Origin of the sequence: Desulfoluna spongiiphila (assembly GCF_900101345.1) — a bacterium.
GTDB lineage: Bacteria > Desulfobacterota > Desulfobacteria > Desulfobacterales > Desulfolunaceae > Desulfoluna > Desulfoluna spongiiphila.
Genome location: NZ_FMUX01000020.1, coordinates 92,645 through 116,054, shown reverse-complemented (window position 1 = coordinate 116,054; position 23,410 = coordinate 92,645). Strand labels below are relative to the sequence as shown.

Genomic DNA, 23,410 nt, shown 5'->3' with positions numbered 1-23,410 from the left:
TGGCTGAGGATATGATGATGAAACGTATGATTGTAGCTGTTGTATTGGGATGTCTTACTATAACCGGTTGTGCCACCCGCCAGGTCACGACCGCCAAGCACGGACTGTATTTCAGCACCATGCCCAGATTCAGCCTCGAAGCGCAGGACCCGGGCCTCGTGTTTATCGGAAAGACGATTCAAAACCAATCAGGGAAAACCGATCGAGGAACGCCGTGTTATGCCACGGAAGAGACCTACGTGTATGCCAAAAAAGATGGCAATACCGCAAAAAAAATCGTGGTTGTGACCGTGACCACCATGGATTCCAATCGGGTGCTGTTCCTGCCCAATATGTTTAGTCACCTAACCATACCACACGAGCTCATACGGGAAACCATTGACGGCAAGTCCATGCAAAGCTGTTTTTGCGTGGCGAGCAGTCCAAGCCCCTCCGAGGAGACCATCCTTATGGAAAAAGGAATGCTTCTCAAGCCGCTGTATGCCGTCAATATTTTGGGTAGTTTGTTGGGGGGATCCAGTAACGGCATGATGACCATCCTGTACATGGAAGCACTGCCCGAAGGCGAGACGCTTCCCAAGGAGACCCTGATTGACCATCGAAACAATGCCTTTACCCTGAAATTCAAGACAGCCCCCATAATGGATAAAGGCATATGAAACAAATCGTCCGACTGGCATTGTTTGCCCTTATATTTTCAGGGCTCTGGGGGTGTGCCATGCGCCATGTGGAGTATGGAGACACGGGCGTCATCTCTACAAAAAATCCGCAGATTACCTTGTCCAACAATGCACCTGACCTCAAATTCATTTACCATGACACACAAGTATACCCGTTCCATGACCTAAACGGTGAACAACCTGTACCGGGAAAGGTTGAATTCACCATCTTTGCAGAAGAAGAGAATGATCAAATAAAGCGCATTCTTCTCCTATGCTTTCCCCAGTCAAGAGAGCTGTTGTTCATTAACAATGCATTTTCGACAGTGAAGGACAAACTTGACTACGAAATTTTGGATATAGCCGGAAAAAAATGTGCGAATGCTGTCTTTTTCCTGACCCCGGAAGACCTTGCTTTTTACAGGCATGAAGAAAAAAGTCTCGGCAGACAAACCTTCATGGTTTACGGGATCAGCAGGAGTGATGGGCCGCCTTATGGCCACTCGTGGATTCTCCTGTATATGGAGCCATTCTCCCTCATGAGCCCCGGAAAGGGCCCGGCCCCATCATGGCATAAAAGCGATAATGACTGGGTGGAGGCCTTTAAGAGAAGAGCTGAATCAACTTTCTCGATTTCATTTTCAGATAACGCGGGAGCCGAGTAGCCATAACCCAAGGCGGGGTAGGAAAAGCTATTCATATCCTCAGTATATCGAAATCAGAAAATAAAAAAAATCCAACGGGGATAAGAATTAAACAACACGGTATAAAAACGCATTATCTACATCGCATGTCGCTAACGGGATATCCACAATACTCGTTTTGCACTTGGCCTGTTGCCATCAAGTAGACATGCGCTGTATCGAATCGTTTTCAGGATAAAAGTTTAGCCGGTTATGCCACTCTAAAAAGCAACGCCTGCCGCCAGAGCCATCACCACCATGAGGGGTGCCGGCACCTTCTTTGTGGCAAGCATTGCCACGGTGGCGGCGGTCATGGACAGGCTGGAAACCCCGATGCCGTTTGCCTGTATCAGGATGAGCGCCGCAGCAGTGATCATTCCACCGGCCACGGCGTTGACCCCTTTAAGGGAGATCTTGATGGCTTTCACCTCTTTGATGCGCTCCCATACCGGACAGATAAAATAGATAAGCAGAAGCCCCGGCAGAAAGATCCCGATCCCACCGGCAAGGGCGCCCATGACTTGCTGGAGAGCGGTACCGTGGCGTGAGGCCATGCCCCCCGCGTAGGCGGCAAAGCTGAACATGGGGCCGGGCAATCCCTGCACGAGCCCGTAGCCTGTGAGAAATTCGCCGTTGGTCATGTACCGGTTCACCTCCACCAGCTCGCTGTGCATGACAGGCACAACGACCTGCCCCCCTCCGAATACCAGATACCCGTATCGGTAAAAACTCTCGAACAGTTTAAAAAATCGTATGTCCGTTGCCATGGAAAGCACGAGGGAACCAGCCGTAAAAAGGACAAACAAGGCAAGGTAACTCCAGGGGGGATCAATGCGGGCTTTGTTCCAGATCCCCTTTTCCCGGGAGGCAAGGATACTGGTCGCTCCCCCCGCCACAAGCACAAGGGGAAAAATCCAGGGAGACCGAACAAGGTATGTGCTCACCGCGCCGAATACCATCAAAAGGCATGTCATCTTGTCGGTAACCACTTTTCTGCCGATGCGCCAGGCCGCCAGAAGGATGAATCCCACGGCCATGGGACCGATAAACCGAAGGATATCCGCAGACACATGGGCCTTGGACAGAATCGTATACAAAAACGAGAGGGCCGTCATGATGAGAAGAACGGGTGCCGCCCAGACCAGCATGGTCAGAAAGGCAAGCAAGGGGCCGCCTTTCTTGTATCCGACGGCCACAATGGTCTGGGTGCTCGTGGGACCAGGGAGAATGCTGCACAAGGCCAGCAGTTCCACAAGCTCCTCTTCCGTCACGTGATTGCGCCTGGCCACCAGCTGATCCATAAACACCCCCATATGGGCTTCGGGGCCGCCGTAAGCCCCCAGGGAGCAAACCAGTACGTCCTTCAGAAAGGAGGCCCGGGGCGTTGTTGCCGTGTGGTACGTCGTCTCCTCGGTCATCTCTGATTCTCCGGTTCTATCACTGCGTTGTCCGCTTACCTGTTGTCCTGCTGATTCAAAAACTCGTCGAATTCAATGCTGTAGATGTAGAGCAGCACCATGGCCAGCCCGAAGATAATGGGACCGTACAAAAGGCCAATGAGGCCGAAGTAGTTGATGCCCCCTAAAATGGCAAAAAAGATCAGGAGGGTACTCATGTCGGCGGCCCCTTGCATGAACAAAGGGCGCACGATGTTATCGATCATGCCCACCACCACCACGGACCAGACCGTCATGAAGATGGCGTAGCCCCAGTGCCCGGATATCAGCAGGAAGATGGCCGCTGGAATCCAGATCAGGGCCGTACCCACCAGGGGAACAAGGGAAGCAAAGGCCATGGCGATACCCCAGAACAAGGCCGGAAGCCCCGTGATCCAGAAGGCGATGCCGCCTGCCAGCCCCTGGGCCAGGGCGGTGACAAAGGTGCCGAGAAGGGCGGATTTGGAAACGGTCTTTATCTTGTCGATGATGCGGGACTCCTGGCTGGAGCTCAAGGGGATGAGATGAAGGAGGCTGTCGAAGATCACCTCTTCGTCCCGCACAAAAAAGAAAAAGGCAAAGAGCATCAGGAAGAACTTGCCCACAAAGGAGGTCAGGCCCCCGGCCAGGTTGCCCCCCTGGTTCAACAAAGCCTTGCCGATGGTGCGGGTCACGTTCAGGATGGCCTCATCAAAGCGAAGTGCCTGTACGTTAAAATCCGGAAAAAACCGTTCGATGTCCGGGAGTACGCCCTGCCCCCAGGACACCAGCCGCGTCACCAGGGGATGGCTCGACAGGGCCTGGTATTTGCCGCTCTCCACCCAGGTGTAGATGGCGTCAAAGGAGTCGATGCCCTGCTGGATGATGGCCAGGAGCATGAAGAGCACCGGCAGGACCACCACCAGGGTCAGCAGGATGCACGAAAATGCGGCGGCGGTGTTTTTCCTGCCCTTCAGCAGGTGCTCCAGTTTTTTGTTCACCGGGGTAAAGATCACGGCCAGGATCATGGCCAGGATGATGGTGTGCAGGTAAGGCCTGATGATGTTGTAGCACCCCACCAACACGACGATGATCAGGAGAAACAGAAAATAGTGCGCATTCATAAACGCCCGGCCCGGCTCCGACGCCGACGTTTTTTTCGTCTCGGGGGCTGGGACTTCCGGGCTCTTTTTCTTCTGTTCTTTGGCGGTGGATTTCGCCTTTGCGGCTTTTCGCTTTTTTGCCATGGGGGACCCTTATCTGTCGTTTTGCCTGCTGGGTTGTTTTCCTGGGAGGGTTCGGGGACATTGGCCCGCGCCGGAAGGGGACTCTGCTCCGGCAACACATGGCCTTTGACTCTATATACATGGCCCTCGGCGATTAGAGAACCCTAAAATGTCGTTTCGGCGATGCGTACCGGTTCGTTACTGGGGACCATGGACAGGCCCTTGCCGGAATAAAGGCTTCCGGCTTTAACGCCTTGGCGATAGGCTTCAGGGACAGCGTAGAGCACCTGATAAACCATGGATACGTGGCAGGGGACATCCCCCGAACCGATTTTCAACCAGGATTCGCAGGTCACGAAGAACCGGTGCGTCGGCCGGGGTGTCTCAAGGAAAAAAACACGCCTCGACAGGGCATGGCCCTTCGTTGACACCAGGCCCCCACAGTGCTAAAAAGCCCTCTCATCCCAGGCATTTTTCCTGTTACCCATTTCAACGACGTTGCGACGCTTCCTTATGAAAACAGATCTTGAAATACTGGCACCCGGCGGAGATATCGACGCCATCAAAGCCGCCATTGCCGCAGGGGCGGATGCGGTGTACTGCGGGCTGAACAAATTCAATGCCCGGGATCGGGCCACCAACCTCTCCGCCGACGACCTGCCGGGCATCCTCACCCTTGCCCACAAGCACGGGTGCAGCGTGTTCCTGACCCTTAACATCATCGTCGTCGAAAGCGAAATCCCTGCCCTGATCCGCCTGTTGAACACCCTGGTCAATACGCGCATCGATGCGGTCATTGTCCAGGATTTCGGTGTTTTTTATCTTTTAAACAAACACTTCCCGAGCCTGGTCATTCACGCCTCCACCCAACTCACCACCCACAACGAGGGCCAGATGCGGTTCCTCAGCGCCCTCAAGGCCACCCGGGCCAACCTGTCGCGGGAGCTGAGCCTTACGGAGATCACGGCCCTGACCGCCGTCGGCCGCACCCATGGCGTGGAAACCGAGGTGTTTGTCCACGGCTCCTACTGCATCTCCTTTTCAGGGCTCTGCTATGTAAGCTCGGTCCTCGCGGGAAAATCAGGAAACCGGGGCAGATGCAGCCAGCCCTGCAGGGACGGCTACGGGACCACGGCGACAGGAAACGACTACCCGTTGAACCTCAAAGACAACTCGGCTTACGGCGATTTGAGGGAGCTGGCAGAAGCCGGGGTGTACTCCCTTAAAATCGAAGGGCGGATCAAAAAATTCGATTACGTCTACACGGTGGTCAACTGCTGGAGAAACCAGATCCGAAGCCTCACTGAGGACGATCGGCTGCTCTCCGACACCGGCGACCTGTACAAGGTCTTCAACCGGGACTTTTCAAACGGGTTTTTAAAGGGGAATATCACCGGTGATATGTTCATCGACAACCCCCGGGACCATTCCATCCGGCAGTTGTCGCAGGCAAGCCCCTCTGATGAGAGGGACAAAGAGCGGAACCGGTTTTATGAGGACAAAGCCGAGCTATCGGCCAGGGCCCGCCATGCCATCAGCCGGTTGCGCATCGAAAAGGTACCCCTGACCTTTTGCATTGAAGGAAAGGCCGATACGCCGCTGCGCGTCTCGATCACCACCCCGGAGACCTCGTTTCATGTGGACTCCGCCCGGCCCCTCGCCCCGAAGGCAAACAAAAGCGCCCCGGGGGGCCTCAGCCTCGCTGTGCTCCGCGAAAAGTTCAAACGCTTTGACAACGCCGAATACCGCATCGAACAGATCAACACAGAGGCCCTCCAGCCCGACCTGTACCTCTCCTTTAAGGAACTTACGGTCTTGAGCAAACGGATTGCCTTTCTCCTGAACGGGTCCCGGGAACCCGTCGCCCCTGTTGCTGTGCCCTCCCCGGGCAAGCCAAGGCCGATTCTCACCCCGCCCGCCCTTTCCGTGGTGATCTCATCGCCTGAGGATGCCCACCTGTGCGGGACCACCCCGGCAGAGATCTTTTTCCGTCTCCCCGAAGCCATGGAGGGCCAATGCGATGAGCTCGCCCGGTTGTTCCGCGAATACCCCGGGCTGACGCCCTGGTTCCCCCCCGTACTCATCGGAACGGACTACACCGCAGCCCTTGCCTTTCTGGATGCGGTGCGCCCTGCCCGCATCGTGACGGACAACACGGGCATCGCCCATGAAGCCTGCCGAAAAGGGATTGCCTGGATCGCAGGGCCCTGTTTCAATATCGCCAACTCCTTCAGCCTTCTTTGCCTGGCAGAGCAATTCGCATGTTCCGGGGCGTTCTTGTCCCAGGAGATCAAAAAAGATCAGCTCAAGCGCATTGTCCGCCCCGAAGGCATGGAGCTGTGCACCAGTATCTTTCACCCCATCTCCCTCATGACCAGTCGGCAGTGCCTGCACCACCAGGTAACCGGGTGCGACAAAAATCGTTTTGACAGGGCGTGTGTCCAGGGATGCGCGACCTCCTCCTCCATCACCAGGGAGAACGGTACCACCCTTCACATCCACAAAACCAAAGGCAACCACCACCGCCTCTACCATGAAACCCACTGCCTGAACACTGAGGTGGTCACGGACCTGCCCCATACCTTTTCCCGCTTTTTCATCGACCTGAGGGACATCGGCACCCACACAAAAACCGAGGAGGACAAAGCAGGGCTCATCACCCTCTTTGACAACCTCCTCAAGGGCAAACCCGACGCAGGGCCCACACTCCACCGCAAGATCCGCCCCACCACCAACGTCCAGTACATCAAAGGGATTTAGTTCAATCGCAACGGCAACAGGCTTTCAAGCTGCCTCCGGCGGCCCTGCCGGGGGCCAAACATTTGAAAAGTTTGACAAACAGGTTTTAAACGCTATTTCGATTTATTCGGGAGCCTTGGCTTACCGGCTGCCTTAGGCTTAACAAAAAAAGCATCCCCTTTTACCGCTCAGCCCCGTTGGGGCTTAGTGGTAAAAGGGGATATGGTCGAAAAGTTTTTACGGAGCTTTTTTCAAAAAGCGACCCGCCGGAGGCATGCTTCTGGTTTTTTGTTGAACCCTCTGTGGGTCACCCGGCAAGGCTCAGCGCCACGCCTGCACCGGATCTCCTCTTCCCCCTCCAGATGTTCATCTTTTCCGCCTCCTGCATGAGCCCCTCACGAAACTCGGGATGGGCGATGCCTATGAGGGCTTCGGCCCGCTGCCAGGTGCTCTTCCCCTTAAGGCTTGCGACGCCGTATTCTGTTACCACGTACTGCACGGCGGCCCTGGGAAGGGTGACGATGGTGCCGTGGTCCACAAAGGGGCGGATCCTGGAGGTGACGGTGCCTGTCCTGTCGGTCTTGGTGGAGGCCAGGCAGATAAAGGCCTTCCCTCCCCTGGAGTGATAGCTTCCGTAGGCAAAGTCAAACTGTCCTCCGGTGCCGGAGATGTGCCTGAAGCCTGAGGATTCGGAGCAGACCTGCCCGTAGAGGTCCACCTCCACGGCGTTGTTGATGGAGACGACCCGGTCATTTGCCGCAATGCGGTGGAGGTCGTTGACGTACCCCACGGGGTAGCTGGCGCACGCCGGGTTCCGGTGGATAAATTCGTAGAGTTTTTCACTGCCCAGGGCAAAGGTGTAGACCATCTTTCCCGGGTTGTTGGCCTTCTCCCGATTGGAGATCCTGCCCGCCCGGTACATATCCACATAGGCGTCCACCAGCATCTCCGTATGAACCCCGAGGTCCTTCAGCTCCGAGTCGGCGATCATCCTGCCGATGGCGTTGGGCAGGCTCCCGATACCGAGCTGGAGGCAGGAGCCGTCTTCAATCCGGTCCACCACATGCCGGGCAATGGCCCGGTCCACGTCGGACGATTCGGTGCGGGGCAAAGACACCAGCCCCGGGTTGGCCCCCTGGACCACATAATCCACCTCCGAGATGTGCACGGCTTCCCCGTACCCGCCGTAGCAGACCGGCATCTTTTTGTTCACTTCCAAAATCACCGTCGATGCGTTTCGAATCTGACTGTACTGAAAGGAGTTGGCAATGCCTAAATTGAAGAAGCCGGATTCATCCATGGGCGCCGCCTGGGCCATGAACACATCGGCGGTCATGTCCCCTTCATCGTAGACCCGGTTGGCTTCATGGTAGAGCACCGGAATGTAGCTGCAACCGCCCCTGTCGTGGAGATACCTTTCTCCGCCGCTGAAATGAAAGCTGTTGTAGTTAAAACTCCTGCCGGAGGGGTCGGCCACGGCCACCTTTGGCAGCCCGGCGTAGCCCACCCCGCGCACGTTTACCCCCTCGAGCTCCCCCGCACGATTGGCAAGGGCGTCGTCCAGGGTCACCGGGCTGCACAGAAAATGTCCGTAATCCACCCAGTCACCGGACTTGATCTGCTTTACCGCCGTCGCCGCATCCACACATTTCCGCCTGTACTCACCTCTGTACATGCCCACCTCCCGATTCAGTTTAAGGTTGGTTTTCCGGGAGATAAACGAGCAAGGGACGTGCCACGGGTACGCCCCCTATCCACAACCCACTGATTCAAAAGCATTTTATCCAAAAACACATATCACCATCTTCCCTGCCCATGCGACAGGTTTGTCGCATCCCCACGCCCCCGTCACCCCGGCAGCCATAGTCCCCGCTGTTTTATTGCCATGCGGCATGGCTGCCGCATTCTGCGACAAATCATTCGCATGGCCGCAGGCGGTGCAATGCCATCTTTCTCTCCAGGGTCCGTCGGTTGATGCCCAGGCGGTGCGCGGTCTTCCCCCGATGCCACTGCATCTCCTCCAGGGTTTTCAGGATGTGTGCCCGCTCGGTCTCGGCCAGCACCGACTTCAAGTCCCTGCCGTACCCCGCCACGCGGCGGTACCTCTCCGCCACCTCGGGCAGGGTCCCTTCAGCCGAAAAGGTCTCCAGAACGTCCAGGTTTTTCAAAGTGACATAGCGATGCAGCACATTTTGAAGCTCCCGCACGTTCCCCGGCCACCGGTACCTCTGGAAGGCATCCAGAATGGCCGGGGTGATGGGGGGAACCTCGGCTGAGCTGGGGTACTGCTTTAAAAAATGGTCGATGAGAAGGGGGATGTCCGAGGGGCGCTTCCGAAGCGGCGGCAAGCGGATGGGAATGATATGGATACGGTAGAAAAAATCCTCGCGCATGAGGCCCTGGGTAATCAGGCTGCCAAGGTCCCTGTTTGTGGCGGCGATAATCCTTAAGTCCGGTTTTCGGGTGGTCTTGCCCCCCAGGGCCATGAACCCGTTGCCCTCGATGGCCCGCAGCAGCTTGGCCTGCATGCCCAGGACAATCTCCCCGAGTTCGTCCAAAAACAGGGTGCCGCCGTCGGCCAAGTCCAAAAACCCTTTTTTGTTTTGCACCGCCCCGGTGAACGCCCCTTTTCTGTACCCGAAAAACTCGCTCTCCATGAGCGGTTCGGGAATGGCCCCGCAGTTCACCGGGATAAACCCCTTCCCCACGCGATCGCTCAGCCGATGGATCTCCCTTGCCACAAGCTCCTTGCCCGTCCCGGACTCCCCGTAGACGATGATGTTGGCATTTGAGGCGGCGGCATTTAATATCACCTCGTAGACCGCCTGCATGTCCCGGCTCTTTCCAATGAGGTCTCCGAACCGGTACCGCTCGGTCATGGTGGATTTCAGGCGCCTGTTCTCTTTGCGCAGGCTGTCGGCCCTGTCCCGCAGGCGCTTCTCTTCGAGTTTCTGGTCGGTGACATCGGTGATCAGGGTCTGCTGCTTTCTCACGCTGCCGTCCGTTGCCCGGATCGGGGTGGACACCGCCGCATACCACCGGTTGTCCAAGGGGCTCATAAACTCAACGCGCACGGTTTTCCCTTTAAAGACATCGGCCGCCCCACACCACGGGCAGGGCTCCTGCTGATTGTAAATCACCGCATAACAGGGTTTCCCCACCCCGTCCCGGCCCACGTGGGCCCTTAAATGCCCGTTCATGAACTCTATGGTAAAATCCCTGTAGCAGGTGTAGAGGTGGCCGGGAAAATTCTCAACGATGCCCCGCAACTCATCGTCCTTGAGCTTCAGGTTGTTCTCCGCCTCTTTTCTGGAGGTCACGTTCACAAGGGTCGCCACGCTGGTGGTGCCCTGTACCATGTTCAGCTTGATCAGGATATCATGGACGTCCCCCTCCCGGTTCATCAGGCGGCACTCATACTCCTCGGGGGCCCCGGACGGATCCCTGCGCCGATCGCGATGAAACATGGCCATGCGCTCCTTGTCCTCTGAAACGACAAACTCCGGCCACGTCATCTTCCCTTCGACCTCCGCCCGTGAGTACCCGACAAGCTCCTCGAGTTTTTCATTCATCATGGAGATCGTTTTATCCTCTTCGATAATAAGAGACGGTGCCGTGGACTTTTCAAAAATCCGACGAAACAGCCTCACCCTGCGATCCTCCCTTTCCTCCTCCAATGCCTTCACCGCCCGCCCCCCGTCTGCATCAAACCCCGTTGATCCATTGGGACATCGCCATGTTGCCCGGCCCCTTCCCCGCCATCACGAAAATCCATTCTCCTTCTATCCACAGCATACCGGGAGAGGTAAAACAAGGTTTATTTCCTCATGATCCGTTCCATGAAAGACATCGCGTTTGCATGTTTTATTTTCTTCCCCGCTCTACGGCTCCCGGACCCGACCTGTATTTTTTGGTCCCCACCGTATTGCGGGCAGCGGTCGTAGGATGTATATATCTCGCAGCAGCTCTTCTTTCCGCTCGGGCGGGTCCGCAACACGAAAAGATGCACCCAATGCCCCCACATGCGGGATGAAAACTCACCAACCCCGGCTCCTGCGTCGCAGGCGGCGCTTTTCTTACATCCACCAGATTGTGTTCGGAAAGCCATGTCCATGGGAAATGCTCACAGACAAATGAAGGGAACGGTGGCAACCATCGGTACCTACGTGGTGGTCGCCCTGGTGCTCCTTGCCGCGGTTGCCGGACGCCTCTGGGTCACCTCGGACCATGCGCGCCAGCTCATCCAGGGGCGCATCAACGAGGCCATTCCCGGCTCGATCGTCTGGGACGACCTCAGCCTCTCGCTTTTTGCCGGACGCATTGAGGTCACTGGCCTTCGACTGGACGGTCCTGAAGGGGCCCCCCTTGTCTCCCTGGACCGGATTTTTGTGAATCTTTCCTGGGCGCCCCTCCTCCACAAGACCCTGGCCCTTGAAAACGTGGTCCTGGAAAAGCCCGAAGTCCGGCTGGCCACCTCTCCTGCCGGAGAGCTCAATATCCTGAAGGCCTTTCCCGCCCCTTCCCCCAACGACACCACCCCTGAAGCGCCCCCTGAAAAACGCCCTTTCAACGTCAGGATTGACGAGCTCTCCCTCACCGACGGATTTTTCCAGTACGATCACCTAACCTCCAGCGAGACCCCAGGTCGAATCACCGTCCGCACCATCGGGTTCACCGCGGAAGACGGAGACCTCTTAAAACAAACGGGCCGGGTCTCCCTTCGCCTCACGGGCGGAGAGATCGACATGCCGGGCATCGTCACAGGGGTTGATGCCCTCAGGCTCGACGGCCACCTTGAAGGTGACCGCCTCAAATCCGTGGCCCTTGCCCTGGAGTCCGATTTCGTGGCCCTGGAGGGAAAAGGGAGCGCCGACGACCTGTTTGACAACCCGCTCTTTGATATGGACATCACCGCCACCGCTGCCCTCACCACCCTTCGGGAGGCCTTTCAGCTCACTCCGGTGCTCTCGGGGCCGGTGACCCTCCAGCTGACGGCCCGGGGAACGGCCGACAACCCCCGGGCACGCCTCACCCTGTCCTATTCGGGAGGAGAGATCGCAGGCACCCAGGTCCACGGAGCAGAGCTTGCCTGCACCCTCAAAGAAAAAGAGCTGGACCTTGAAAAGCTGAGCATCGACACCCCCCTGGGCCGGGTGGCGGCCACCGGAGACCTCGACCTGAACCATGCATTTCCAGAGGGTTTCACGGCGGAGACCAGAGACTTGGATGCCATGGCCTGGCATGTCAAACTCAGCCAGACCGGCACCGACCTTGCGACCCTTTCCGGCAACGCCACCGGGGTGACCGGCGTGCTGCAGTCGGACCTTACCCTCGACGGGACCGGAATGTCCCCTGCCACCCTGTCGGCGGAGGCCCTTTTGAGCGCCTCGGTCCGGGGTCTTGCCCTGGCCCGGGTTCCCGACCCCATGGACCTGACCCTTGGCACCCGCCTTACCATGGAAAACAACCGTCTGGCCCTTCGCCACCTGAACGCGGAGGCAGGGGAAGCCACCCTTGAGGGAACCGGGAGCCTGGACCTCTCCACCGCGGAGGTCAAGGCAGACCTCTCCTTAGGGGTCCAAGACCTGGCCAGCCTGCGCCTGGTGCCAAAAGAGGCGGGGCTGAGGGGCCGACTCACCCTGGACATCGGGGTGAGCGGCTCCACCACACACCCGGTGGCAGAAGTGCGGATCCTGGGTGACGACCTGGGGGCCGGAGGCCATGCCCTGGGCACCCTTCGGCTGGCCGCCGGCCTGGATCGTTCCGGAGAACTCACCCTCCACGAACTGACCCTTGAGGAAAGTGATGCACGTATCCGGGCAATGGGCTCAATCAACCTGCTGGACAGCCGCTCGCCGTCCGGCTCTCCGGCTCTCTCCCCCACACTTCCCGTGGACCTTGCCCTGAATTTTGAAAACATCGACACGGCAACCTTTCTGGAATCCGCCGGTGTCTCCGGGCAGCTGAACGGAACCTTCACCTGCAAGGGCCCCTTGAGAAACCCCGCGGCGCGCCTGGCCCTCACCGGAAGCGACCTTGCCGTGGAAGACTACCGGCTGGGGGACCTTGCCGCCGTGCTGCACCTCAAAGGCGGTGTGCTCAAAATGGACGAGGTCCGGATGACAAACGGGCAATCCGAGCTGGCGCTCTCCGGCACCGCCAGGGTTCTCGATGCAGACACCGGCGACCCCCTGGCCCACCCCGCCTTTGATGCGGTCCTTAAAGGAGACTCACTCTACCTGGAAGACGTCACCCCCCAGATGGCAGGCAGGCTCTCCATCAATGCCCGCCTTGCAGGGGACACGGCCGATCTCCGGGGCTCCGTCTCCCTTACGGCTCGAGAGCTTGACCTTGGGGTCCAGACGATCCATGAGGTCACCCTGGACTCCCGCATGGAGAACAACCGGATAACCGTGGATGATCTTGTCATTGCCCTCACACCGGGAGAGGAACTCAAGGCCGACGGCTGGATCTCACCCACGGATAAAACCTACGCCCTGCGGGTTAAAGCCCGGGATATAAGCATTGAGGACATTGAACTCATAGGGGCCCACAACGCCGCCCAGGGCCGGATCGACCTTGACGTCTCCGGAGAAGGAACCCTTGACAACCCCAGCCTCACCGGAAAAATAGCCATCACCCGCCTGCGCCTGAACAACGAGGCCTTTAATGACGGCACCCTGGAGGTCTCCCTCCAGGATCATGAAGCAAGGGTCCGGGGGGATCTTGTAACGGACCTGTCCGGAAGCTACAACCTCTCCACGCACATGTTCTCAGCCACAGCCCGGATGGAGAAGACCCGACTGGAGCCCTTTTTCAAGATGGCGGGCCGCACGACCCTTACAGGAAACGTCTCCGGCCTCATCGAGGCCCGGGGAGATGTCACCGCCCCGAAAACCCTCACCGCAGAAGTTGCCGTTACAGAGTTAACCATCTCCCACGAAGAGACGGAACTCATCGACAAAGGGGCCTGCAACGCCTCCTTTGATAACGGCATCCTGCACGTTGAAACCCTGAACCTCTCCCTTTTCGATCAGGGGCACCTTGACATCAGCGGTGAGGGCTCACCGGAGGGCCCTTTAAACTTTTCGGTGGACGGAGCCGTCCCCTTGGAGGTCATCCACCTCTTCATTGAGGAGTTGGGCGATATCACCGGAGATATGACCCTTTCCGCCCGCCTGAGCGGTACCCTCAAGGAGCCCGACTTTAACGGAGAGCTCACCCTGGACCAGATCGGCTTCACCGTACCGGTCCTCGGCCAGCAGCTTCACAGCCTCAACGGCCGCATGACGGTCACGCCGAAAGCCCTGACCGTCGACACCCTCACCGGCAACCTCGACAAAGGACGATTTGATTTCTCAGGCACCCTGGGCCTGGACCATGTGACACCGGTATCCGTCAAGGCAACGCTCAGAGCCCACGCACTCCCCCTGATCCTGCCCGACACCATGGAACTCCTTGTAAACGGGGAGCTCACCTATGCGGGCAAACCGGAACACGCCCTCATCTCAGGAGAAATTGTCCTGGTGGAGGGCCGCTACTTTAAAAATGTGAGGCTGGGCCTCATCGACAGCTTCGGCCAGCGCAGACGAGAAGCGGCCCCCGTCACCCGAAGACGTTCCACTCCCATTTTGGACAACACGGAGCTCAACATTTCCATCAGGCACCGATCACCCTTTGTCGTGGACAACAACATCGCCCTCATGGCTTTGAAACCCACCATGACCATCTACGGCCCCTTGAGCCGGGTCCTTGTCAACGGACGAGCCGAAGTGGAGTCCGGCACCATCTCCTACCTGGGCAAAGAGTTTGAGATCAAAAAAGGGGTGGTGGACTTCATCAACCCGTACAAGGTTGAGGCAACCATCGATGTGGACAGCGAAATCAAGGTGAGGCAGTGGACCATCACCCTGAAGGTCTCCGGGGTGGAAGACAACCTCAAGTTCGAAATGAGCTCGGTGCCGGAGGAGACCGACACGGACATCATCTCCCTCATCGTCTTCAACAAGACGCGCAGTGAGATGATCAGCGGCGAAGGGGGATCCAGCATGTCCACCAAACAGATCCTTGCCGACCTGGTCACCCGCACCCTTGAAGGAAGCCTGAAGGAGGCCACGGGCCTGGATACCATCGAAATGACGTACACGGAGCGCACGGACCAGGAGGACGCCGAAGATATCAACATCACCGTGGGCAAAGAGCTTTCCAAACGCATGACCCTCAAGTACGGGGTGGGCACCAAAAACGGGGTCACCGTCCAGAGCGCCATCACCGAATACAAGTTCTATGAAAACGTGCTGATGAATGCCTTTCGGGACACGGACGGCGATTTCGGCGGCGAGCTCATCTTCCGCCTGGAGATGAGATAACCATGCGCCCCTTGGAACGGCACACCCACAGCGCCCCGGCACCCCGACCATGGACACGGGTATGGGACAACACCTGCAGGGCAATGGGGATAATCTGCCTTGCCGTGGTCCTTTCAGGGGCCCTCTTCCCCGACGTCTCAGGGGCGGACACCCCGCCCCCCGTGGTCTCGAAGATCACCGTCGAGATCCTGGGCCCCGAAGAGGGCAAAGACCGCCTCGCCGCCTTTGCCCGGGGGATCATCCTGCTACGGGAAGGGGAGCCCTTCTCCGGTGAGGCCCTTGCAAAAAGCATAGACCTTCTCAAGAGTTCCCGCCTCTTCCAGGCCATTGACGTGCCCGACCCCGAAGAGGCACAGGGCCGGATGGCCCTGGCCTTCCGACTCACCCCGTTCCGGAGGATCAAAGAGATCCACATCCACGGGGCATTTCCTCTCCTCCAGAAGGAGGTGCTCAACGCCATGACCATCTACACAGGGGATGCCTACGTGGCCGAGAAGCTTGAAAAGCAGGAGGCCCTCGTAGAAAAGACCTTCGAAACCGAGGGGTACCCGGACGCCAGGGTCCGAGTCACGTCAGAAGAGGACCCGGACGACGGACATTTTGAGGTGACCGTCACCATTGAAAAGGGGATTTTCAACCGGATACAGCATGTTGAAATCCTGGGCAACAAGGGGTTTTCCAGCGCACGCCTCAAGCTGCGTCTCGATACCTGGAAGGTTTCCCTCTTCTACGGAGAGATTCCCCGTTTCATTCAGAAGAAATTAGATGACGATGTGGAAAACCTGAAAAAATTTTACCGGGCCAAGGGGTATGCGGATGTGGAGATCACCCCGGAGGTGGAGCACCTCTCCGACCCCCACGACATCACCATCCGGTTCAAGGTAACCGAAGGGAAAAAATACGTGCCCGCCTTTGAAGGGAACACAGAGTTCTGGGGGTGGACATTGAAACGAGAGCTGGCCTACACAAAGGAAGGCAACCGAAGCGACCTGGGCCTGAAAAAAAGCATCCGGAACATCCGGACCCGCTACCAGAAAGCAGGTTATCTGGATGTCCGGGTCCGCATGAGCGAGACAGAGGCCACCGTTGAGGGCATCAAGGAGCGGGACATCCTGTTCACCATCGAAGAGGGGCCGCGTTATGTTGCCCACGCCATCGACATTCAGGGCAACACGGTGTTTGACAGGGAACGCATCGATAAACAGATGCTCACCCGCCTTCCCGGTACATTCAGCGCCGGAGAGTTCGTCCCCGAGGTTCTTGAAGAGGATATCAGCGCCATTCAATCCCTTTACCTGAGCAAGGGATACCTGGACACCGCCGTGGACCACACGGTGACCTTCCGGGAAGACCCCGAAACCGGGCAAAAGCTCACCGACATCGCCCTTGTGATCAACGAAGGCATGCAGACCCGGGTGACGGCCGTTGCCTTCAACGGCCTTGATGCCCTCACCCCCGAAGAGGCACGGGCCGCCATTGCCTTGAAAGAAGGGGAGCCCTTTCGGGAGTACATGATCAAAAGCGACGAAAACACACTCTCCGAGGAGATCTCAGAGCAGGGCTACCCCCATATCGCCGTCAAGGGATCGGCACAGGTCGAGACCGCGGACGACGGCTCGGGCCAGGCCACGGTGGCCTATGACATCACCGAAGGACGCCACGTAAAAACCGGCGAAGTCTTCTACACAGGCAACTTCCGAACCAAGGAACGCATCCTCAAGCGGGAGGTGGAGCTCACCCCGGAAGAGCCCTTCTCCCTCACCAAAACCCTTGAGACCCAGCGCAACATACGAAACATCGCGGCCCTTTCCGCGGCACACTTCCGAACCATCGGCCTCAAGGAGGAGGCCCCTGAGGTCAATCTCCTGGTGGAGGTGGAGGAGAGAAAACCCTACTACTTTGAGCTCGGGCTCGGATACGATACCCGACGGAAAAAATACGCCCACACCCGCCTGGGCGACCGCAACCTCTTCGGCCAGAACAAAGACGGATGGATCTCCGCAGAGACAAGTGAAATCGGCTACCGAACCGAACTGGGCATCACCGAACCCCGTTTCCTGGGCACCCGGGTCTCAGCCACCTTCAGCATGTTCGGGGAAAAACTCGAAGAGTTCAACCAGGACTTCGGCACGCGCACCTACGGCTCTTCCCTCACCTTCAACCGGCGCTTCCTGGAAGATTTCAACGCCTCCCTCAACAACCGCTACGAGTACAGAGAACAGTACAGGGTGGGCTCAACGCCCATCCCGCCGGAGGACGCCGAGCAATACGAACCGCGAAGCATCGTGGTGGTCACCCCGGCCCTCACCTACAACTCCACGGACTCCTTTGTCCGCCCCAGAAAAGGAATGATCGCCTTTGGGGCCCTGGACATCTCCCAGGGCATCGAAAACAATCTGGATGATTTTTTCAAGCACCGCTATGAGCTGCGGTTCTACAAAACCCCTTTCAGTCGGCTCACTTTCGCCCTGAGGGGAAGGGTTCATCACATCATCCCTTACGGGAGCAACGATAACATCCCCGAAGACCAGCTCCTCTTTCTGGGGGGTACCTCGGATATCCGGGGCTACAGCGAAAACAAATTCCTTGTCGATGATGCAGGCGATCCCGTGGGCGGGCGAACCTCGATCCTGGGAAGCCTGGAGGCACGATTTGATCTCGGCTTGAACGTCGAGTTCACCACCTTCTTCGACACCGGCAGCATCCGGAGCGCATCCGACCCCGACCTCTCCGAATCCTTCCGCTCCTCCGCCGGTGCCGGCCTGCGCTACGTCACCCCCATCGGACCCGTGGGCTTTCTCTACGGCTGGAAACTGGACCGACAGCCCGGGGAGAGCTCCGGGGAGCTCCACTTTTCGATCGGGTACACATTTTAACCCCGCCTGCATTACCCAGAGAAACCCTGACCCTATCCCCCCTGACTGTTTTTTTGCTCATTCAAACAAAAGCCTTGCCTCAAATTCAAACATCGTTTAAAACCCCCCATGAATCGTTATTTTAAACAGTGTTTGAACCCATGTTCCTCACCCAACGGAAACCTGAATGGATACCAAAACAAAAATACTCGATGCCGCCGAAAGGCTCATCGTCGAACTGGGGGCCGACAAGGCGTCCATGCGGAAAATCACTGAGGAAGCAGGGGTCAATGTGGCGGCCATCAACTACCACTTCGGCTCCAAAGACAACCTCATCTCGGCCATTGTCACCCGGTTCCTTACCCCCCTGGAAGAGGAGCAGACCCAGCGCCTCAAGGAGGTGATGGAAAAAGCCGGCACCAATGCCCCTGTGCTGGAAGACCTTCTGCGCACCCAGCTTGCGCCCCTGCATGAGTTCACCGTGACGCACCCGGACTGGATGAACGTCTTTCACCAGTTTGCAGCGGCCTACGAAAACGAGGATTTTTTCAAACAGAACCTCAAAAATATTCTGGAGAAAAAACTCATCTACCTGGCCGACTGCATGGCAAGGGCCCTGCCGAACGTTCCTGAAATGACCCTGCTGCGCCGCATCGCCTTCTTCCGGATCTCGGCCTTCGGGATCATGCAGGGAGAGTGCATGATGGAAGAATCCATCGCCGTCCTGGGCATCGACCGGGACCCCAAAGCCATGCTGGAAGAGTTGATTCACTACATCGCAGCAGGCCTCAGGGCCGATCCGGTGCCAGCCTGAGCGAGGCTCTAAAAAAAAGAAATGCCCACCGCAGGAAAAAAGGCGGTGTTGCGTTTATATCTAAATACAGGCTCAGAAGAATACACAATGCGGGGAACATCCCCGCCGCGGGTACCCGGGAAACACACAACCACCGTTGACCGTCTTCCCGCGGGTGCCTCTTTCATGCACCCCGAACAGAGGACCATCTCCTCAACCATCCGGTAGCTTGCGCATGCCAGTACGCAAGCCTTGGATCCACCGCTTTAACCGACCCTTTTTTGAGTAGCGAGGTACATCAATGAAAGCAATCAAATGGATAACCATCATCACCCTGCTTGCCCTGCCGGTACTGTCCTACGCCGAGGGTCCCGCCCAGCCTCCGGCGCGGGTGGTGACCAGCCAGATTCAGCAAAAGACCATCGCCAAGACCCTGGATGTGGTGGGAACCCTCCAGTTTGATCGCATCTCGGCCCTCTCCCCCCAGGTGAGCGGACAGGTGGAAGCGGTTCTGGTCAAAGAGGGGGACCAGGTCAAGCAGGGTGCGCCCCTGTTTCGCCTGAACCTCGATTTTGTGAACAACGAAATCGGCACGGTCAGGAAAAAAATCGCACAGGTGGAGATCCGGCTGGTCCAGGCAAAAAAAGACCTGACCCGCTACGAGACCCTGTTCAAGCAGCAGGCGGCCAGTGAGCAGGAGTATGACAAGATGCGCCTCTCCATGGAGGACCTTGCCATGCAGAAGGCAACCCTCCAGGAAAACCTGGCCCTGGCCCTCCTTAAAAAAGAGAAGAGCATCATCCGCGCTCCCTTTGCCGGTGTGGTCCTGGAGAAAAATGCCGACGAAGGCAACTGGGTGACCCCCGGGAACCCCTTGTGCCTCATCGGCTCCATGGACGATCTCTACGTCAAGGTGCCCATGCCGGAAAACCTTCTGGTGTTTGCACGGACCGGTGAAGAGCTGGACGTCACCATCACCGCACTGGGGCTTACCACCCGCGGCACCATCACCGGGTACATCCCTGTTGCGGACGCGGCCACCAAGAACATCTTTGTCAAGGTGATGCTTCCCAGGCTGGAGACAGCGGTCCTCAACATGAGCGCCACCGTGGCCATGCCTGCCAGCGACAAGCAGGAGATGACCCTGGTGCCCCGGGACGCCCTGGTGACCTTTAACGGCCAGACCCTTGTCTACACCATCAACGAAGGGGCGGCAGCGCCCCTGCCGGTGACCATCCTCGCCTACGTCGAAGGGGCCGCCGGAATCGCCGAAGGGCCTGTTACCCCCGGCATGGACGTCATCATCGACGGCAACGACCGGCTCCAGCCCGGCCAGCCCGTCACGGTCATCGAAGCAAAGAATTAAATTGGATCTAAAGGACAGTCACACCCCGTCCTCCCCGCACCGGACGCCTTGTCGCCGGGTGACACGTAATCAAAGACCGGGGCCGTCGGGCCTTTTTTGACATGATGAAACCAGGGATACCAAGCCACCCATGGATTTGATTAAATTTTCCATCCAACGACCCGTCACCGCAGCGGTGATGGTGATCATGATCGTATTGTTCGGTATGATCGGGCTCACCAAGCTCCCCGTGCAGCTGGCACCCGACACCGAGTTGCCTGAAATCGAGGTGATGACCTCCTGGCCGGGGGCCAGCCCCAGTGAGCTGGAGACCGAGGTCATCGAAAGACAGGAGGACAACCTCAAGAGCCTCCAGAACCTCCAGAAGATGGAGAGCTCCAGCTACAACGACTACGCCACCATCACCCTCACCTTCGCCCTGGAGACCGACGTGGACACGGCCCTGCTCCGGGTCTCCAACAAGCTCAACGAGGTGTCGGACTACCCGGACAACGTCTACGAGCCGGTGATCTCAAGCTCCGGTGGGTCCACGCGCCCCATCATCTGGATGCAGATGCGCGCCCTTGAAGGAAGCGACACCGACATCCTGACCCAGCGCACCTTCTTCGACAACGAAGTCAAGCAGTACATCGAGCGTGTCGACGGCGTGGCCTCCCTCATGGTCTTCGGGGGAACCAAGGACCAGCTGGAGATCGTCCTCGACCCTGAAAAAATGGCAAGGCGGGGCATCACCATCAACCAGGTGATCGCCCGGGTCACCGCGGCCAACAACGACATCTCCGCAGGGGTCCTCGGCATCGACCGACGGAACTACCGCATCCGTACCACCGCCAAGTTCCAGAATGTCACCGACCCCCTGGACGTGGTGATCGTGGATGACGGCATCACCCGCATCCTCCTGAGGGATATCGCCACCAGCCGCATCGGCTACGAGCCTCAGTTTGTCTCGGTCATGGAAAACGGGGCCGAAGGCATCGTCATCGGGGTGAAAAAGCAGAAAGGGGGCAACGTCCTGGAGATCGTGGAGCGGGTCCATGCCGAAGTGGACCGACTCAACGAGGATGTATTGGCCAAACGGGGCCTGTACATCAACTGGTCCTACGATGAAGCGCCCTACATCCTGAGGGCCATCTCCATCATGAAAAAGAACGTCCTCATCGGGGCGGCCCTGGCCATCCTGGTCCTGATCACCTTCCTGAGGAGCTTCCGGTCCACGGGCACCATCGGCCTGGCCATTCCCATCTCGGCCATCGGCACCTTCACCACCTTGTGGCTCATGGGCCGCAACCTGAACGTGGTGAGCCTGGCGGGCATCTCCTTTGCCGTGGGGATGCTGGTGGACAACTCCATCGTGGTGCTGGAGAACATCGACCGGCACTTAAAACTCGGAAAAAAGACCTTTGACGCGGTCTACGAAGGGGCCACCGAGGTCTACGGCGCGGTCATCGCCTCCACCCTGACCACCGTGGCGGTTTTCCTTCCCGTCATCTTCATGAAGCAGGAAGCAGGGCAGCTCTTCCGGGACATCGCCATCGCCATCACCACGGCCATCCTGCTCAGCCTTTTTGTCTCCATCACGGTGATCCCCTCCTTCATGCACCTCATCTACAAAAAAAAGGGCCCTGCCCAGAAAGAGGGGGGCGCCCTGGGAAAAGTCGGGGACATGTTCATCTCCAGCATCATGGGCGTGTCCAACTTCTTCCTGAAGAACACCCTTACCCGGGTGGGCTGTGTGGTGAGCTTCACCGCCTTTTCCCTGCTCATCGCCTGGGCCCTCATGCCCAAAGCCGAATACCTGCCCCAGGGCAACCAGAACTTCATCATGAATATCCTGGTGCCGCCCCCCGGGTACTCCGCGGAGAAACGCCACGAGGTGGGCGAGTACGTTTTCGAGCAGACCGACGCCTATCGCAAGGACACCGGCCAGGGCCTGCCCAAGATCAAGAACGTCTTTTACGTCTCCGCGGACATGATCAGCATGTTCGGAGTGGTCTGCACGGACGAGGACGAGACTCGGGCCGGTGAGCTGATTCCCTCCCTCAACCAGATCATCTACTCCATGCCCGGCATGTTCGGCATCAGCCTCCAGCCCGGTATCTTTGAGACCGGCCTGGGCAAGGGCCGCACCATCGACCTGAACATCTCCGGAGAGGATATGGGAGCCATTGTCCAGGCGGGCTTCACCCTCTGGGGAGCCGTGGGACAGGCCGTTCCCAACTCCCAGATCCGCCCCGTGCCCTCCCTTGAGATGGCGTACCCGGAAGGCCGCATCATCCCGGACAAGAAAAAACTGGCTGCCGGCGGACTCACCGAGCAGGAGCTGGGGATCTACGTGGATGTGTTGATGGACGGCCGCAAGGTGGCGGACTACAGCCCCGACGGCAAGGACCGCATCGACCTTGTGGTTCGCAGCGAAGAGGCGGATTTTAAAACCCCCGAGGCCATCCTGGCGGCCCCCATGGTCAACAACCACGGGAAGCTGGTCCGCGTGGGCGATGTGGCCACCCTCTCCTACGAGCACGGCATGACCCAGATCGACCGCCTTGAAAAGCGGCGAAACATCCGCCTGGAGATCACCCCCCCCATCGACGTGCCCCTCCAGGAGGCCATGGAGACCATCCGCACCACCGTGGACGGCCTGTCCGAGGCAGGACAGCTCTCCGGGTTAAACGTCAAACTGGGCGGCAACGCCAACAAACTCATGGAGACCTTCCATGCCCTGAAGTGGAACCTGGCCCTGGCGATCCTTATCACCTATCTGTTGATGGCCTCGCTCTTCGAGAACTTTCTCTACCCCTTCATCATCCTCTTCTCCGTGCCCCTGGCAGCTGCCGGCGGGTTCATCGGGCTGAGGCTGGTGGACCTTCTCGTGGCCAGACAGCCCCTGGACGTGCTCACCATGCTGGGCTTTATTATCCTCGTGGGCACGGTGGTGAACAACGCCATCCTCATCGTCCACCAGTCCCTGAACAACGTGCGACTGGAGAACATGCTGGGGATGGATGCCATCAAGGATGCCATTCGCACCCGTATCCGGCCCATCTTCATGAGCGTCTGCACCAGTATCTCCGGTTTTCTGCCCCTGGTACTGGCCACCGACTCCGGGTCCGAACTCTATCGAGGGATCGGCAGCGTGCTGCTGGGTGGGATGGCCCTGTCCACCCTCTTCACCCTCTTTGTCATCCCCGCGCTCCTCTCCTTTTTCATCGGGTATGAGGAGAAAGGCCGGAAGGCCGCCCCGGTTCAAGAGTCTTTAGAGCGTTACTCAGCCTAACACACACCATGGGGGCCGGTCCTTCCGGCCC

At 58.2% G+C, this 23,410-nt stretch carries 12 protein-coding genes; 8 read left to right on the top strand and 4 right to left on the bottom strand.

The genetic code is table 11. The features are described from left to right. The first annotated feature begins 17 nt into the window (after window positions 1-17). Both BLQ12_RS21500 and BLQ12_RS21495 read left to right on the top strand, forming a co-directional pair. Entirely contained in the window at window positions 18-659 is a 642-nt protein-coding gene (locus BLQ12_RS21500) for a hypothetical protein (RefSeq protein WP_092213979.1), read from the top strand. Next, the gene (locus BLQ12_RS21495; protein WP_092213977.1) at window positions 656-1,324 is read left to right on the top strand and encodes a hypothetical protein; all 669 of its coding nucleotides are present in this window, start codon (window positions 656-658) and stop codon (window positions 1,322-1,324) included. Before BLQ12_RS21500 ends, BLQ12_RS21495 begins: the two co-directional genes overlap by 4 nt. Window positions 1,325-1,563: 239 nt before the next feature. On the opposite strand, the gene chrA is transcribed toward BLQ12_RS21495, so the two are convergent. Further along, window positions 1,564-2,760: a chromate efflux transporter gene (gene chrA, locus BLQ12_RS21490; protein ID WP_092213975.1), complete on the bottom strand. Its 1,197-nt coding sequence runs from the start codon at window positions 2,758-2,760 to the stop codon at window positions 1,564-1,566. A 35-nt stretch (window positions 2,761-2,795) separates the two neighbouring features. Further along, a complete protein-coding gene (locus tag BLQ12_RS21485) occupies window positions 2,796-4,004 on the bottom strand; it encodes an AI-2E family transporter (RefSeq protein WP_092213973.1) in 1,209 nt (402 codons plus the stop codon). Between the two features lie 492 nt (window positions 4,005-4,496). On the opposite strand from BLQ12_RS21485, the gene BLQ12_RS21480 reads away from it, so the two are divergent. Further along, window positions 4,497-6,743 (top strand): peptidase U32 family protein, encoded by a 2,247-nt coding sequence (locus BLQ12_RS21480; RefSeq protein WP_092213971.1) that lies wholly within the window; start codon window positions 4,497-4,499, stop codon window positions 6,741-6,743. 286 nt (window positions 6,744-7,029) lie between these two features. Here the strand turns inward: BLQ12_RS21480 and BLQ12_RS21475 are convergent, their stop codons facing one another. Together BLQ12_RS21475 and BLQ12_RS21470 are read right to left on the bottom strand one after the other, a co-directional pair. Further along, entirely contained in the window at window positions 7,030-8,397 is a 1,368-nt protein-coding gene (locus tag BLQ12_RS21475; RefSeq protein WP_092213969.1) for an acetyl-CoA hydrolase/transferase family protein, read from the bottom strand. Window positions 8,398-8,638: 241 nt separating this feature from the next. Then, on the bottom strand, window positions 8,639-10,408 hold the full coding sequence (locus BLQ12_RS21470; RefSeq protein WP_092213967.1) for a sigma 54-interacting transcriptional regulator: 1,770 nt from the start codon (window positions 10,406-10,408) through the stop codon (window positions 8,639-8,641). A 426-nt stretch (window positions 10,409-10,834) separates the two neighbouring features. Between BLQ12_RS21470 and BLQ12_RS21460 the strand changes: the two genes are divergently transcribed. From BLQ12_RS21460 to BLQ12_RS21440, 5 genes are all read left to right on the top strand, one after another. Further along, window positions 10,835-15,091 carry a translocation/assembly module TamB domain-containing protein gene (locus BLQ12_RS21460; protein ID WP_175469990.1) on the top strand — a complete coding sequence of 1,419 codons (4,257 nt, stop codon included), beginning with the start codon at window positions 10,835-10,837 and terminating at the stop codon, window positions 15,089-15,091. A 2-nt stretch (window positions 15,092-15,093) separates the two neighbouring features. Beyond that, on the top strand, window positions 15,094-17,967 hold the full coding sequence (bamA, locus tag BLQ12_RS21455) for an outer membrane protein assembly factor BamA (protein ID WP_092213961.1): 2,874 nt from the start codon (window positions 15,094-15,096) through the stop codon (window positions 17,965-17,967). A gap of 166 nt (window positions 17,968-18,133) precedes the next feature. After that, window positions 18,134-18,760 (top strand): TetR/AcrR family transcriptional regulator, encoded by a 627-nt coding sequence (locus BLQ12_RS21450; RefSeq protein WP_092213959.1) that lies wholly within the window; start codon window positions 18,134-18,136, stop codon window positions 18,758-18,760. 280 nt (window positions 18,761-19,040) lie between these two features. Continuing rightward, on the top strand, window positions 19,041-20,105 hold the full coding sequence (locus tag BLQ12_RS21445; RefSeq protein ID WP_092213957.1) for an efflux RND transporter periplasmic adaptor subunit: 1,065 nt from the start codon (window positions 19,041-19,043) through the stop codon (window positions 20,103-20,105). Between the two features lie 130 nt (window positions 20,106-20,235). Further along, the gene (locus tag BLQ12_RS21440; protein ID WP_092213955.1) at window positions 20,236-23,379 is read left to right on the top strand and encodes an efflux RND transporter permease subunit; all 3,144 of its coding nucleotides are present in this window, start codon (window positions 20,236-20,238) and stop codon (window positions 23,377-23,379) included. Window positions 23,380-23,410: the final 31 nt, after the last annotated feature.